The organism is Hyphomicrobiales bacterium (assembly GCA_016125495.1).
Taxonomy (GTDB): domain Bacteria; phylum Pseudomonadota; class Alphaproteobacteria; order Rhizobiales; family RI-29; genus RI-29.
On sequence record WGLQ01000029.1, the window covers coordinates 23322 to 37940 of the forward strand.

Sequence of the window (14619 nt, forward strand, 5' to 3'; positions counted from 1 at the left end):
TTGGCGCAAGGGCTGACGTCGTGCACTTCGAGATCGGCGAGGTCCGCGCGAGTCCGGCTGGACGCCGTCCGGTCCGATTGCCATATGTCGTAATGTTATGATAGCGGCCGTAGATGGTTCGCAGACGGGGAGTGCCCATTTGACCTTCCGCCAGCTCGATGCCTTTCGCGCCTTGATGCTCACCGGCACGGTGACCGGCGCGGCGCAGATGCTGGGCATCTCGCAGCCGGCCATGAGCCGGCTGATCGCCGATTTCGAGGAGGAGGTGCAACTGCGCCTCTTCAACCGCACGGGCCGCCGGCTGGTGCCGACGAGCGAGGCGCGGGCCCTGTTCGAGGAAGTGCGCCGCGCCTTTGCCGGGTTGGACCGGATTCGCGAGGCCGCGGAGGCGATCCGCGCCTACAAGCACGAGCGGCTGCGCGTGGTCGCCATTCCGAGCATCGGTGCCGGCGCGGGTGTCGAGCTGGTGCGCCGCTTCGCCGAGACGCACCCGAACGTCTCGATCTCCCTCGAGATCCAGGCGACCAACGGCGTCATCGATCTCATCACCGCGCAGCAGGCCGACGTCGCCATCGCCCACCCCTATATCGAAACGGCGAACGTCAATTCCCGCGTGCTCGATTCCGGGCCCTCCGTTTGTCTTCTGCCGGTCGGCCATCCGCTGGCCCGCGCCGAGGTGATCCGACCGCAGGATCTGCGCGGCGAGAGCTACATCTCGTTCCGTCCAGATTCGGTCTACCGCCACCGCATCGACTCGCTGTTCCGCGAGGCGGGCATTTCGCGCGACATGCGCTTCGAGGTGCGCACCACCGAGGGTGTCTGCGCCATGGTGGCGGCCGGGCTCGGTGTCGCCATCGTCGGCCCCTACCTGCCCGATCAGGCCGTCGTGGGCTGCGTCGTGCGCCCGTTCGAGCCTGTCGTCCTCGTCGAACTGGCGTTGATCTGGTATGCGAACCAGCCGCTATCGGCCATCGCCGAGGAGTTCCTCGCCATGGTCGAGCGCCATTTCCTCGACGAGCAGGTCCAGGTGTCGGTCGGGGCCTGACGATCGCTTCGACGCGTACCGCCCGCCGCCGACTGATCAGACCTGGTTGATTGCCGTGCGAAACCGCTCGCGCGCCGCGCTGCTGTGAATGGTGGCATAGTCGCGCGGGTAGTTCTCGCCCGGCTCGATCGCGAGCACTGTGAGGCTTGGGCCGGGGCTTTCGAGAATCGCAGCGATATTTTCCTCCAGCTCGCCGAGCGCCGCCAGTGTCCAGGCCCGCCGGTAGCCGGCCGCGAGTGCCATCGCGGCAAAGTCGATGCGCTCCGGTCCTGGCAATGGATGCGCGCCGTTCACTTCGTAGGTGCCGTTGTAGAAGAGGAAGTGGCGCAGGTTCTCGGGCGCCGCGCCCGCGATCGTGACGAGCGAGCCAAGGTTCATGAGCAGGCTCCCGTCGCCGTCGAAGCAGAGCACGCGCTTGTCGGGTCGCGCGAGCGCGAGACCGAGCGCGTGCGACGAGGCCGCCCCCATGGCGCCGGTGGAGATGTAGTTGAGCGGGCGCGGCGCGATGGCCATCCAGTCGAACAACGCCTGATAGACGGCCACGACGATGTCGTCGCCGACGTGCCGCTTCAGGATTTCGAGCGCGTGGTCTCTCCGCATGCTTGGCCCCAACTCGCGACGTGGCGACCCGCCTGGCGGCCGGGCATCGCCGAAGGACGATCGACATTCATCGAAAATGACGCCGCATGCTGCGACCTATCCATCACAAGCTGGCGCATCGGCAGTGCTTCACATTCGGAAAGATTATGCTACGTTCGTCGGCGTCGATCAACTGCGGAGCGCGGGGCCGAGGCCGCAACAGTCTCGTCCGAGGGGTGGCTCGTTCGCCCTGCGGCGCCACGCAGGTGCGAGAGGATCGGCAGGGTGCAGGGTGCGGCTCCGGGTTCGGTCCAGTCGATGCAGTCTTTTGGTCACGTGATTGCCGGGCGCTGGCAGCCCCCCGTTTCGGGAGGCATGATCGAATCGATCGACCCGGCGACCGGCGAGGTCTGGTGCCGTATCGCGCGAGGTGACGCGGCCGATGCCGCCGCCGCGGTGTCCGCCGCCCGCGCGGCCTTCGACGATGGTTGGGGAACCTCGAGCCCATCCGCTCGCGCCGACGCCCTGTCCAGCATCGCCGACGTTCTCGATGCGCGCTGGGAGGAACTGGTCGAATCCGAGGTCCGCGACAACGGCAAGCGCATCACCGAGGTGCGCGCCCAGTTTCGCTCCCTTTCCGGCTGGTATCGCCATTTCGCGCGCGAAGCGTCCCGGATTTCGGCGCACCCGCTGGAGAACGCCACGCCCGGCATCGAGAGCGAGGCGAGCTACGAGCCCTTCGGCGTGGTCCTCGCCGTCACGCCCTGGAACTCCCCGCTGATGATCGCCGCATGGAAGCTCGGTCCCGCGCTCGCGGCCGGCAACACCGTCGTGGTCAAGCCGTCCGAGCATGCCTCCGTTTCGACCTTGCGCTTCGCCGAACTCCTCGGCGCGACGCGCCTGCCGGCCGGCGCCGTCAACGTCGTCACCGGTTACGGGCACGAGGTCGGCGAGGCGCTCGTGCGTGATGCCCGCGTCGCCAAGGTCAGCTTCACCGGCTCCGACTTCGGCGGCAGCCGGGTCGCGGCCGCCGCCGCGGCCGGCGTCAAGCCGGTCACGCTCGAACTCGGTGGCAAGTCGCCGCAACTCGTCTTTGCGGACGCCGACCTCCAAAGCGCCGTGAACGGCGTGCTCTCCGGCATTTTCCTCTCGAATGGTCAAACCTGCGTCGCTGGTTCGCGCGCGATCGTCGAAGAAGCGATCCTCGGGCCGTTTCTCGATTCCCTGCTCGAGCGCGTGCGGGCGCTGCGAATAGGTGATCCGATGAGCGAGGCGACCGACATCGGCCCCCTCGCCAACGCGCCCCATCTCGAAAAGGTCCTCGCGATGATCGAACGCGCGCGGGTCGAGGGGGCACGATGCCTTGCCGGCGGTCGCCGCGCACGCGTCGAAGCCAAGCCCGGTGGCCTCTTCGTCGAGCCGACGGTTTTTGCCGACGTGACGCCGGCCATGCAGCTCTGGCGCGAGGAGGTTTTCGGACCGGTCCTCGCGGTGACGTCCTTCAGGGGAGAGGCCGAGGCCCTCGCGCTCGCCAACGACAGCGCGTATGGGCTTGCCGCCGGGGTCTGGACGTCCGACCCGCAGCGCGCCCGGCGCCTCGCTGCCGGCATTTGCGCAGGCACCGTCTACGTAAATCACTATCGCAGCGTCGATCCCGGTGCGCCCATCGGCGGCTGCAAGCGGTCGGGTTACGGCCGCGAACTCGGACCGGACGCGGTCAAGGACTATCAGCAGGTGAAATCGGTTTGGATAGGCACGAGACCGGTCGCGGATCCGTTCGCGGCCCGTTGAGGCTGGAGGCTGGAGGATATGAAACGATGACATCGCCATTCGAGATTCCCGAAGGCAATTACCGCGGCCACCAGCGCCAGGATGTCTGGAAGATGGAGCCGGATCCGGAGCTGAGCGAGGTTGGTCCGGGGACGGATTGCGGCGAGTATCTGCGGCGCTACTGGATGCCGGTGGCGATGACGAACCAGGTCGGCGATCTGCCCTACCGCATCCGCGTGCTGGGAGAGGATCTCGTTATCTTCCGCGAGAAGGGCGGCAAGCTCGGCCTCGTCCACCTGCACTGCGCCCACCGCAACATGTCGCTCGAATTCGGCATCATCGAGCACGGCGGCATTCGCTGCAGCTATCACGGATGGAAATACGGCAACGACGGCACGATCCTCGATACGCCCTGCGAGCCGCCGGCGAGCCAGGTCAAGCACAAGGCTTGCCTCGGCGCTTACCCCGTCATCGAATACAAGGGCTTGGCCTTCACCTACATGGGCCCGCCGTCGACCATGCCGCCGTTCCCCGTGTTCGACACGTTCGACGAGGAGGGCGACGAGATGATCCCCTACCTCATCAAATCGCCGTGCAACTGGCTGCAGGTGATGGAAAACGCGTGGGACCCGTTCCACGTCGTCTATCTGCACACCAAGGCGGTGCGCACCCAGTTCATCGAGGCCTTCGCCGAACTGCCGATGATCGAGTTCTTCGAGCGGCCCTACGGCAATTTCTACACGAACACCCGTCGCGTTGGTGACATCATCTGGCTGCGCATCCACGACAAGATGCTGCCGAGCTTCACCCAGAACGGCGGCCATTTCCCTCTCCCCGAGGACTCGCGCTATTTCGGCCGCTGCGGCCTCTCGCGCTGGGTCACCCCGATCGACGACACCAACACCATGGTCATCGCCTGGCGACACTTCCGCGAGGGTGACGATCCGCGCGGCCTGACCAACAAGGCCGAGGTCGGCTACGGTACGACCGACTTCTACGGCCAGGGTCCCGATCGCTCCTACGAGCAGCGCCAGCGCGATCCGGGCGATTACGACGCCTGGGTCTCGCAGGGCCCGAGGAACATTCACGCGCGGGAGAACATGGGCTTCACCGACCGCGGCGTCGGCAAGGTGCGGCGTGAATTGCGCGCGGCCATCCGCGCCGTCAAGGAAGGCAAGCCCGCCGTGCAGCCCTCGCTCTCCTTCAAGATGCCGATTCCGACCTACGGTGGTGACAGCATGCTTCGCATTCCGCCGCAGCCCGGCCGCGACGACGGTGCCGTGCTCAAGGAGGTCGCCCACAAGGTCGCGGAGATCTACATGTCGGCCGATCACCTCTCCGGCGCGGAACGCAAGGCGCACATCGTCTCCGAGCTGAAGAAGTACGAGGCGAGCTGGGCATGAGCCGCGTTGCCATCAACCCCGGCCGTGTCGAATGGTCCGGAGAAAATCCCGGGATTTACCTGAAAGAGGACGCGGCGGGCGATTATACCGCCCTGGCGCTCTTCTTTCGGGTCGTCCTCTCGCCGCATGGCCGTGGTCATGCGGCGATCGTTCTGGGTGCTCCCGGCGAGGCTCGCGGCTGGCCGTCCGTGCCGAATTTCATCCTCACCGATAACCAGCAGATGATGCGTTGGATCGTCGACGGATGGGTGCGCTACATGCCGACCTTCCTCGGTCGGGCGGGCCTCGGTGCGATGACTTGGCTCCACCTCGATTCCGTCGAGCGTCGGCCGGGTGATCTTTCGACGCGCTACAGTGAGGTCCTACGCGGCTCGGGTCTGGCGCTCGAATTGCGCTGGGAGGATATGGGCCCGCCCCTGCCCGTCGAGGTGACGCGCGAGAATTCGGCGACCAAGATGCACGAGATGTATTCGGTCTTCCTCGAGGCCCGCCGCGCCTCGATCGTCATCAATGGTACGCCCTTGCCGGGCGCGGTGCGCGAGCGCCAGTTCTTCGGGCGCACCATGAGCACGGCGTTTCTCGCCTTCTCGGAAACCTGGGTGACGCCCGCCGCGTCGCGCGACAAGGCCAGCTAGGAGCCCACCATGCCGCTCTCCGAGCCGATCACGCCGGGCACCGTCGACTGGACGGGGGAAAATCCCGGCATCCTGCTGAAGGACGACAGCGACGGGTTCGCCGCCATGGCGTTGTTCTTCCGCGTCGCCTGGTCGCCCGTCGGTCAGGGTCACGCCCTCCTATTATATGCGAGCCCGGCCGCGGCCGAGGCGCCCGCCGATGCGCCGAACGTCCTGCTTGCCGACAATCTGGCGCTCGCTGAATTCCTCCGGGACGGCTTCATCGCTCGGCTCGCCGCGTTCCGTCAGGCCCCGGCGTTCGGCGGTCTGCGGCTCCTCGAGGCGCGCGCCGCGGCACCCGAGGGCGATCCCATGGGCGGGCGCTATGCAGAGACGATGACGACGGGTGAGCTTGCCGTCCAGCTCGTCTGGGAGGACCTCGAGGCCCCCATGGCGCTGGAGCTCTCGCCCGATCAGGTCGGCACCCGGGCACACACCATGTTTACCCTGCTCGTGCCCGCCCGCCGGGCCGCGATCCTCGTCAACGGCCGCCCGCTGCCCGGCCACGTCGGCAAGCGCGTGCAGGCCGGCATGGAAACCACGACCGCCTTCCTCTATTTCTCAGAAACGTGGATCATTCCGCCCGCCGCCGCGAACGGCTAGGCCACCGAGGACCGCCCGATGCCCAGCTCCGAGCTCCATCCCGCCGATCGCCTGGCGTTCGACCGCGCGGTCACCGCCCAGCCCGTGTGGAACCGCCTTCAGACCGCCGCCGATGCGTTCGGCCTCGAGCGCAACGTGCTCCTGCATGCGGGACCGGCCTTCCGCTCGGCGGCCTCGATCTCGCCCCCGATCCTCAACTCGGCGACGGTCGCGGCCGTCTACGAAGGCCTCGCCCCCGACTTCGAGCGCGCCGAGGACATGATCCGCGCCGGCGAGATCGTGCTCCGACCGGCCCAGGATCATGGCGTGGTGACGCCGCTCGCCGCCGTCGTCAGCGCCTCCATGCCTCTCCACGCGGTTTATGATGCCCATCGCGGCCAGGTGCGGACCTTCGCCCCGATCAATGGCGGTTCGCGCCCGGCGCTGCGCCTTGGCCAACGCTCGATGGTGGTCCTCGAGCACATCCGCTGGCTGAACGACGCCTTCTGTGAGACGCTGGAGCGGGGCATCGCCGAGGGCATCGGCGTCATCCCGCTCGCCGTCGCCGGCCTTTCGGCGGGCGACGACTGCCACGGGCGCACCGTTGCCTCGACCGCGGCATGGATCGAGGAACTCGAGGAGCGCTCCCCCGGCGGCATCCGCGATGCCGCTGCACTCGAATTCATGCGCGCGTCGCCGAGCCTCTTCCTCAATCTCTGGATGGCCGCCACCAAATGCATCATGACGGTCGCTTCCGGCGTCGCCGGTTCCGGCCTCGTGACGGCCGCCGGCGGCAACGGCCAGGAGACCGGTATCCAGGTATCGGGTCTGCCCGGCCGCTGGTTCATCGATCGCGCGGGGCCCCCTGTCGGCCGTCTCGATGTCGCCGTCCCGAATGATCGCGTCATGGGCGCCGTTGGCGACAGCGCCGTCGTCGAGGCCTTCGGGCTCGGCGCCATGGCGATCGATACTGCTCCCGAGCAGATGAAGGGCCTCGGGGAATTCCTCCCCGTCGACGCCGCCGACCGCCGCGCACACCTGCGTCTCGGCATCCATCCCTACTTCCGTGCTCTCGATGTGCGGCTCGGCGTGTCGGCCCGCGCCGCCGCCGGTTTCGGTCGCGGCCCCGTCATCGCGCTCGGCATGATCGACCGCACGGGAGAGAAAGGCCGACTCGGTGGCGGCATCTACGACATGCCGGTCAATTCGTTCGCTGCGGCCGCGGCCGCACTCGACGAGAAGGGAGCCCACGCATGACCGCCCCGCTCGCGCATCTCGGAGCGGCCGAGGTCGCGGCCTCGATCCGGGCCGGCATCACGACTGCCGAGGCCGTCATGCAGGCTTGCCTTTCCCGCATCTCCGAGCGCGAGGAAGCGGTCGGGGCTTTCATTTCCATCGACCCCGAGCGCGTGATCGCCGCGGCGAAGGCCGCCGACCAATCGCCGCCGGTTGGCCCCCTCCACGGCGTGCCCTTTGCCATCAAGGACATCATCGAGACCGCCGACCATCCGACCGGTTGGGGCTCGCGCGTCTACGCGGGTCGCCGGACGGGCCGCAATGCGAGCTGCGTCGAGTTGATGCTCCGGGCGGGCGCCGTTCCGGTCGGCAAGACGGTCAGCACCGAGTTCGCCTATTTTTCTCCTGGAAAGACCGCCAATCCCGTCAACCTCGGCCACACGCCCGGCGGCTCGTCGAGCGGCTCCGCCGCCGCCGTCGCCGATCGCATGGTGCCGCTCGCCTTCGGTTCGCAGACGGCCGCCTCCCTGATCCGCCCGGCCGCCTATTGCGGGGTTCCGGGCTACAAGCCGACGCATGGCGACTTCGACCTCGACGGTGTGATGGGTTTGGCTCCCAGCCTCGACACGCTCGGCGTCTATGCCCGCGATGTGACCGATTTCATCCTCGTTCGGGCCGCACTCTGCCACAGCGATCCCGCCGCTTCGGCCGGGTTCGAGGACCGCGCCCCCCGCATTGCCCTGATGCGTGGGCCGCACTGGTGGGAGGGGTCGCTGGAGATGCGCGATACCTGCACCACGGCTCTCGCGAAGCTCGCCGCCGCTGGCGCCGAGACCGGCGAGCTTGCGCATCCCGACATCTTCGGAGATCTCACCGAAGCTCAGAAGACGGTGATGGCTTACGAAACCGCACGCACGCGGATCTACGAATATTCCCGCCACCGCTCGCAGGTGAGCGATCATTTCATCTCCCTGGTCGAAACCGGACTGGCCATCCCGCGCGCCGCATACGAGGCGGCTGTGCGCACCCGGGCCACTGCCCAGCGGATTCTCGAGCAGATGTTCATGGAGGTGGATGCCATTCTCGCTCCCGCTGCTCCGGGAGAGGCGCCCGCGGGGCTGGGGGCCACTGGCGATCCGCTCTACAGCCGCGCCTGGACGTTGTTGCAGGTGCCGTGCATTGCGTTGCCGTCAGGGACCGGGCCGAACGGTCTGCCGCTCGCGGTGCAACTCGTCGGCCGCCACGGCGGCGACGACCGTCTTCTCGCGGTGGCGGCCTGGGCCGCCGGAGTTCTTGCGCCGAAGTCTTGAGGGCGGTTGACAACGGCACCGGAACCGGCCGGGGCTGGCATGGTGCACGTCCGCCATCGAGTTCGAGGGGGACGGTGGGTATTGGGGGATGCCGTGAAGCGCTATTCCATTTTCAGCTTGGCGCGAAATGCGCTCTCCGGGCACCAGAACTGGTGGGAGGCCTGGCGCAGCCCGCCGCTGAAGGAGGAATACGACGTCGTTGTCATCGGGGCCGGCGGCCATGGTCTCGCGACCGCCTATTATCTCGCCGCCCACCACGGCATCACCGACGTCGCGGTGCTGGACAAGGGCTGGCTCGGCGGCGGCAATGTTGCGCGCAACACCGTCACGATCCGCTCGAACTACATGCGCGACGCCAGCATTCCGTTCTTCGTCAAGAGCGTCGCGCTGTTCGATGGTCTGACCCGCGAACTCAACTTCAACCTGATGTACTCCAAGCGCAGCATGATCGACGTCATCCAGACGTATCCCAAGCTGCGTGAAATTCGCCGGCGCATGCTAACGATGGACCTTTATGGCTCCACCTACGAGCCGATTTCGGTCGAGGAATTGCGCCGCCGCATCCCACCCTTGACGGGCGGCGGTCCGGGCACCCGTCTGCCGATCGTCGCCGGCATGGTGCACACCGACGCTGCCGTCTGCCGCCACGATGCGGTCGCCTGGGGCTATGCCCGCGCGGCGGACTCGCGCGGCGTCGAGATGCATCAGAACACGCCCGTCACCTCCCTCCTGCGCGGACCGGATGGTGCCATTGCCGGTGTGGAGACGCCGCGCGGCCGCATCAGGGCCAAGAAAGTCGCGGTCGTCGTCTCCGGTCACACGACGACGCTCACCGAGACGGTCGGCCTGCGGCTGCCGCTGCGAACTTTCAACCTGACCGCCTTCGTCTCCGAGCCGGTCAAGCCGCTCGTCGATGTCATCGTGAACTGCCCCGACATCGGCGTTTATCTGAGCCAGTCGGACAAGGGGGAACTGGTCATCGGCGGTGCCCCCGATCCGGGCCAGTCGTTCCGCCGCGACATCAAGCAGACGGTCTTCGAGGATGCCGTCGCCGCGATGCTCGAACTCTTTCCATCCTTCCGGCGCCTCAAGATGCTGCGCCAATGGGGCGGTACGCTCGACATCGCGCACGATGCCTCCCCGATCGTCAGCCGCTCCGAGATTCCGGGTCTCTACATTTCCGCCGGTTGGTGGGGCGGCTTCAAGGCGATCCCCGCCGGCGGCTACACACTGGCCCACCTGATCGCCAACGACGAGCCCCATCCGCTCGTCGTCCCATTCTCCCTCGATCGCTTCCGGACGCTGGATTTCATCCTCGAGTCCGGTACGACCACCGCCCGCTGAGGTTTCCCGACATGCTCGTTGTGCCCTGCCCGTTCTGTGGCGAGAGGAACGAAAGCGAATTCGTCAATGCCGGCCCGTCGCGCCCGCGCCGTCCGGACGACCCGAATTCGCACGACGCGGCCGCCTGGGTGGATTATCTGACGGTGCCGGAGAATCCGATGGGACCGGTCCTCGAAAGCTGGTGGCACATGCGCGGCTGCGGCATGTGGTTCAAACTGACTCGGGATACCGTGACGCATCAAATCCTCGTTGCGGATGCTGGCGCAGGGGCGGCGAGCCATGAAGCATAATGCCTTTCGCCTCCCCTCCGGCGGCGCCATCGACCGTTCCCGCCCGCTTCGCTTTCGTTTCAACGGGTGGGAATACGTCGGCTACGAAGGCGACACCCTCGCCTCCGCGCTGCTCGCCAACGGCGTTTCCCTCACCGGCCGCAGCTTCAAGTATCATCGCCCGCGCGGCATCGTCGGCGCCGGCGTCGAAGAGCCCGCGAGCCTCGTCGAGCTTCAGGGTGGCGATGCGAGCGCGAACCAGCCGATCACCGCGGTCAGGCTGCGCGAAGGGCTCGATGCCCGTTCCGTCAACTGCTGGCCGTCGCCGTCGTTCGACCTCATGGCGATCAACCAGTTGTTTTCCGGCTTGTTGCCGGCGGCCTTCTACTACAAGACCTTCATGTGGCCGGATTGGCATCTCTTCGAACCATTCATCCGCCGTGCGGCCGGCCTCGCCGGTGCGCCGGCCCGGCGCCCGGACAAGGGGCGTTACGAGAGCCGCAACTGGCACTGCGACGTCCTCGTGGTCGGTGCTGGGCCGGCCGGCCTCATGGCGGCACTGACTGCCGGGCGGGCCGGTTGCCGTGTCGTGTTGGTCGACGATCAATCGGAGCCGGGCGGCTCGCTGCTGGCGTGTCGCACCACCATCGACGGGTTGCCGGGTGTCGACTGGGCCGCCAAGGTCGCCGCCGAGCTGGACGCGATGCCGGACGTCGTGCGGCTCACCGATGCCACCGCCTGGGCAGTCAGAGAAAATAATTACGTGCTCGTGACAGAGCGCTCGCCCGATGTCGCGCACCTCCTCCAGCGCACCTGGCGCATTCGCGCCCGCCGTCTCATCGTCGCCGCCGGCGCCATCGAGCGGATGCTGGTCTTCGAGGGCAATGATCGGCCGGGCGTCATGCTCGCCTCTGCCGCGCGCCGCTACGTCAATCGACATGCTGTCGTGCCCGGGCGCCGGGCGGTGATCTTCGCCAACAATTCGAGCGCCTACGATGCTGCCGGTGATCTTGCGGCGGCGGGCATCGCGGTCGAGGCGATCGTCGATGCCCGGCCACACGGCGCGCCCGGTCAGGAGCGGTTGCCGGCCGGCACGCAACTGCGCGCCGGACATGTCGTTGCAAAGGCCCACGGCCGGCGCCGCGTCGACGGCGTTGCCATCCGCCCCATAGACGGCGGCCGTTCGGAGGATATCGACTGCGACCTTCTCTGCCTCTCTGGTGGCTGGTCGCCGACCGTGCATTTGTTTTCCCAGTCGCGCGGGCCGCTCGTCTATGACGAGACCATTGCCGCCTTTCGCCCGGGACCGGTGGCGGGGCCGTTCGCATGCGCGGGCGGCGCGGACGGAATATTCGACCTCGGTGGTGCAATGGCGTCCGGTGTCGCCGTGGCCGGGACCGCTATCGCCGCCCTCGGTACGTCGTCTTCTCCTGCGGCCTCGGATCTCTCCGTTCCCGCCACCCCGGGTGAGACGCCCTACGATATCCACTCCCTGTGGCACGTCGACGGCATGAAGCCGGGCGCCAAGGCTTTCGTCGACATCCAGAACGACGTCACCCTTTCCGATGTCCATCTCGCGATCCGTGAGGGCTACGGAGCCGTCGAGCACGTCAAGCGCTACACCACGGCCGGCATGGGTTTCGATCAGGGAAAGACCGGTAACATCAATGTGGTGGGGTCCGTCGCCCGCCGTCGCGGCATCGCCATGGAGGCGGTCGGCACCACGACGTTCCGCCCGCCCTACGTTCCGGTCGAATTCGGGGCGATCGCGGGCTTGCGCGAGGAATCCGTCATCCTCCCCTATCGCCACACCCCGCTCACGGCCTGGCACGTCGAGAGGGGAGCGACGATGTACGAGGCCGGCGCCCGCTGGCGGCGTCCGGGATATTATCCCCTCCCCGGTGAAAGCTTTCAGGAGACCGTCGACCGCGAAAGCAGGGTGGTGCGGGAAGGAGCCGGTATCTACGACGGCTCTCCCCTCGGCAAATTCGATATTCAGGGGCGCGACGCCGCGCGGCTCCTCGACATGCTCTACACCAACGATTTCGCATCCCTTGCGACCGGCATGGGGCGCTACGGTCTGATGTTGAGCGACGATGGCCTGATCCTCGACGATGGCGTCACGATCAAGCTCGCCGACGACCACTACTGGATGTCGACATCGACGGGCAACGCCGACCTCGTCTACCGCCACATCGAGCATTTTCTCCAGATCGAGCGACCGGAGTGGGATGTCCGCGTGACGACCATGACCACCCGTTGGGCGAATGCGACGGTCTGCGGCCCGAAGGCGCGCGAGGTCATGGAGGCCGCAGGCACCGATCTCGACCTTTCACCGTCGGCTTTTCCGTTCATGGCGATGCGAGAGGGAAGGGTTGCGGGTATTCCGGCGCGCGTCTGCCGCGTCAGCTTCACCGGCGAGCTGAGCTTCGAGGTGAACGTGCGCTCGCGCGATGCCCTCGCGCTCTGGGAGGCACTAATGGCTGCCGGCAAGGCGCATGGCATCACGCCGGTCGGCTCGGAGGGCAATCACGTGCTGCGGGTCGAGAAGGGGTTTCTCTCCCTCGGCCACGAGGCCGACGGCACCGTCGATGCCTTCGACCTCGGCATGGGTTGGATCGTCTCGAAGACGAAGGAGGATTTCATCGGCAAGCGCGCCATGGAGATCCGGCGTGCCGGACCGGCGCCACGCCGCGAACTCGTCGGCCTCCTGCCGGCTGACCCGTCGCGTCTCGTGGCGGAAGGTGCTCCCTTGACGCCGGGCGGTCGCCGGGAACCGTCGGAAGGGCTGGTGACGGCTTGCGTCTGGAGCGTCGTTGCCGGCCGCACCGTCGCGCTCGGTCTCCTCGCCAATGGCCGCGCCCGTCACGGCGAGACGGTCCATGCCCGCATGAAAGAGGATATCGCACCCATGGTCGTGACCAGACCATGCTTCCATGATCCGAAAGGCGAGCGGCTGAGGGGCTGAACCATGGCTTACGTCGTCGAAGTCAAGCGCGAGCCTATGGCCGCGGTGCTCGATCTGAAGGGCCGCGGCACGACCGTCGCGGCCGTTCTCGCGCGCCTCGGCGCCAGTCTTCCCGACCGCCCCATGACGACGGCACGCGGTCCGGACCTTGCCGTCCACTGGATCGGCAAGGACCATTGGCTGTTGACGGCGCCGATCGCCGAGGAAGCGCGGATTGCCGTGGTCGCCGAGGAGGAGGCGGAACGCATGCGCGCCGGGGGCGCCAGCGCCGTGCTGCTGAGTGACGCCTACGCCTTCTTTTCGATCCGCGGTCGCGATGCGGGCGCCATCGTCGCGATCGCGAGCCCGCTCGACGTCCACTCGCGTGCCTTTCCCGAGGAGGGTGCCGCATTGACGGAGGCATTCGGCCTGCCGGCGCTCGTCGTTCGCCGGCCGGACGGCTTCGATCTCGCCGTCGAGCGCAGCTACGCCAACATGATCGCCGACTACCTCGCCCGCGCCACCACCGGCACCGGCGGCATTTCCCATCCCTGAGCAGAGTGGAGGCCGTCCGGTCGCGGCCCGTCACTTCCTCTCCTCAGAGGTTCGCGATGAACCGCGACGCCTCGTGCGAGGCGACGGTGGCGCGCCGGATCAACTGGTCGAAATGCCGCGACAGGCGCTCGACCGTCGGGCGTGCCGTCAGCACCACGTAGATGTCGCCCATGTAGAGCGCGGCGCGCTGCTGACCGAAGACGGTGTAGGGCGCCGAATAGACCTCCCGACCGTCGTAGAGGTAGAGCCGCACGGTCGGATAGAGTTCATCGACGAGGCGGGCCATGTGCGCGAGCTGGCGGGCCCGCAGCGTCTCGGGCAACTCGCGCCAGATGTCTTCCCCGCGCTTGAGACCGAAGAGCCGTTCACGGGGCATGCAGATCTCCATGTCCGTTTCCGGTCGACGGGAATAGTCGAGCGCCTGCTCGGTGTGCTCCACCTTGATCTCGGTCGAGGGGCCGCTGCGCCGGCCGTGCTCGAAAGCAGTCACCTCGGGCAGCATGAGCAGGTCCGGGAGCCGCGAAGGCACATAGCGGATTTTCGCTCCGGCAACCTCCTTGCGCCAGGCCTCGAGGCGGGAGTCGTCGGCACCGCGCACCCCTTCCTCGATCTCGACGCTTTCGGAAACCTCCGTCGCCAGCGCATCCTCGTCCCGCAGCCCCAGCAACCAGTCGAGGCTGACACCCTGCGAATGGGCGATGTTGATCAGCGTTTCGGCGCGCGGCAGTCGTGGGCTGGCGTCGGACAGAACCTGAGCGAGCGCCGAACGGTCGACGTGCGCCGCTGCCGCGAGCCGCGCCTGGGTCAGCTGCATGCGCGCCATCAACTCGCGCAGCCGCACGCGGAAGACGGCAGCGATGTCGCGTTTGTCCATTTGATTACGGAATGAAACAATTGGTTACTAA

13 protein-coding genes are annotated in these 14619 nt (G+C 67.4%); 11 read left to right on the forward strand and 2 right to left on the reverse strand.

Annotated elements, in window-relative coordinates:
* Positions 1-97: 97 nt before the first annotated feature.
* The gene (locus tag GC150_16880) at positions 98-1045 is read left to right on the forward strand and encodes a LysR family transcriptional regulator (GenBank protein MBI1386584.1); all 948 of its coding nucleotides are present in this window, start codon (positions 98-100) and stop codon (positions 1043-1045) included.
* Positions 1046-1081: 36 nt separating this feature from the next.
* Here the strand turns inward: GC150_16880 and GC150_16885 are convergent, their stop codons facing one another.
* A complete protein-coding gene (locus tag GC150_16885) occupies positions 1082-1645 on the reverse strand; it encodes a thiamine pyrophosphate-binding protein (protein MBI1386585.1) in 564 nt (187 codons plus the stop codon).
* Positions 1646-1942: 297 nt separating this feature from the next.
* Between GC150_16885 and GC150_16890 the strand changes: the two genes are divergently transcribed.
* From GC150_16890 to GC150_16935, 10 genes are all read left to right on the forward strand, one after another.
* Positions 1943-3415: an aldehyde dehydrogenase family protein gene (locus GC150_16890; protein ID MBI1386586.1), complete on the forward strand. Its 1473-nt coding sequence runs from the start codon at positions 1943-1945 to the stop codon at positions 3413-3415.
* Between the two features lie 26 nt (positions 3416-3441).
* Complete coding sequence (locus tag GC150_16895; protein MBI1386587.1) at positions 3442-4797, forward strand: Rieske 2Fe-2S domain-containing protein; 1356 nt, start codon at positions 3442-3444, stop codon at positions 4795-4797.
* Positions 4794-5432, forward strand: coding sequence for a hypothetical protein (locus tag GC150_16900; protein ID MBI1386588.1), 639 nt, complete (start codon positions 4794-4796; stop codon positions 5430-5432). Before GC150_16895 ends, GC150_16900 begins: the two co-directional genes overlap by 4 nt.
* Before the next feature lie 9 nt (positions 5433-5441).
* Positions 5442-6074, forward strand: a complete 633-nt coding sequence (locus GC150_16905) for a hypothetical protein (GenBank protein MBI1386589.1) — start codon at positions 5442-5444, stop codon at positions 6072-6074.
* 18 nt (positions 6075-6092) lie between these two features.
* Positions 6093-7310: a DUF1116 domain-containing protein gene (locus GC150_16910; protein ID MBI1386590.1), complete on the forward strand. Its 1218-nt coding sequence runs from the start codon at positions 6093-6095 to the stop codon at positions 7308-7310.
* A complete protein-coding gene (locus tag GC150_16915; protein MBI1386591.1) occupies positions 7307-8599 on the forward strand; it encodes an amidase in 1293 nt (430 codons plus the stop codon). Before GC150_16910 ends, GC150_16915 begins: the two co-directional genes overlap by 4 nt.
* Before the next feature lie 93 nt (positions 8600-8692).
* Entirely contained in the window at positions 8693-9943 is a 1251-nt protein-coding gene (locus GC150_16920) for an FAD-dependent oxidoreductase (protein ID MBI1386592.1), read from the forward strand.
* An 11-nt stretch (positions 9944-9954) separates the two neighbouring features.
* Positions 9955-10233 (forward strand): sarcosine oxidase subunit delta, encoded by a 279-nt coding sequence (locus GC150_16925; GenBank protein ID MBI1386593.1) that lies wholly within the window; start codon positions 9955-9957, stop codon positions 10231-10233.
* Entirely contained in the window at positions 10223-13180 is a 2958-nt protein-coding gene (locus GC150_16930; GenBank protein ID MBI1386594.1) for a sarcosine oxidase subunit alpha family protein, read from the forward strand. The genes GC150_16925 and GC150_16930 overlap by 11 nt, the downstream gene beginning before the upstream one ends.
* A 3-nt stretch (positions 13181-13183) precedes the next feature.
* On the forward strand, positions 13184-13714 hold the full coding sequence (locus GC150_16935; protein ID MBI1386595.1) for a sarcosine oxidase subunit gamma: 531 nt from the start codon (positions 13184-13186) through the stop codon (positions 13712-13714).
* A gap of 43 nt (positions 13715-13757) precedes the next feature.
* Here the strand turns inward: GC150_16935 and GC150_16940 are convergent, their stop codons facing one another.
* Complete coding sequence (locus tag GC150_16940; GenBank protein ID MBI1386596.1) at positions 13758-14588, reverse strand: helix-turn-helix domain-containing protein; 831 nt, start codon at positions 14586-14588, stop codon at positions 13758-13760.
* Positions 14589-14619 lie beyond the last annotated feature (31 nt).

Bases quoted from the DNA above. Each gene is read 5' to 3' on its own strand.
- GC150_16935 (MBI1386595.1), top strand. From the start codon at position 13,184: ATGGCTTACGTCGTCGAAGTCAAGCGCGAGCCTATGGCCGCGGTGCTC.
- GC150_16880 (MBI1386584.1), top strand. From the start codon at position 98: ATGATAGCGGCCGTAGATGGTTCGCAGACGGGGAGTGCCCATTTGACC.
- GC150_16900 (MBI1386588.1), top strand. From the start codon at position 4,794: ATGAGCCGCGTTGCCATCAACCCCGGCCGTGTCGAATGGTCCGGAGAA.
- GC150_16905 (MBI1386589.1), top strand. From the start codon at position 5,442: ATGCCGCTCTCCGAGCCGATCACGCCGGGCACCGTCGACTGGACGGGG.
- GC150_16885 (MBI1386585.1), bottom strand. From the start codon at position 1,645: ATGCGGAGAGACCACGCGCTCGAAATCCTGAAGCGGCACGTCGGCGAC.
- GC150_16925 (MBI1386593.1), top strand. From the start codon at position 9,955: ATGCTCGTTGTGCCCTGCCCGTTCTGTGGCGAGAGGAACGAAAGCGAA.
- GC150_16890 (MBI1386586.1), top strand. From the start codon at position 1,943: ATGCAGTCTTTTGGTCACGTGATTGCCGGGCGCTGGCAGCCCCCCGTT.
- GC150_16915 (MBI1386591.1), top strand. From the start codon at position 7,307: ATGACCGCCCCGCTCGCGCATCTCGGAGCGGCCGAGGTCGCGGCCTCG.
- GC150_16940 (MBI1386596.1), bottom strand. From the start codon at position 14,588: ATGGACAAACGCGACATCGCTGCCGTCTTCCGCGTGCGGCTGCGCGAG.
- GC150_16910 (MBI1386590.1), top strand. From the start codon at position 6,093: ATGCCCAGCTCCGAGCTCCATCCCGCCGATCGCCTGGCGTTCGACCGC.
- GC150_16895 (MBI1386587.1), top strand. From the start codon at position 3,442: ATGACATCGCCATTCGAGATTCCCGAAGGCAATTACCGCGGCCACCAG.
- GC150_16930 (MBI1386594.1), top strand. From the start codon at position 10,223: ATGAAGCATAATGCCTTTCGCCTCCCCTCCGGCGGCGCCATCGACCGT.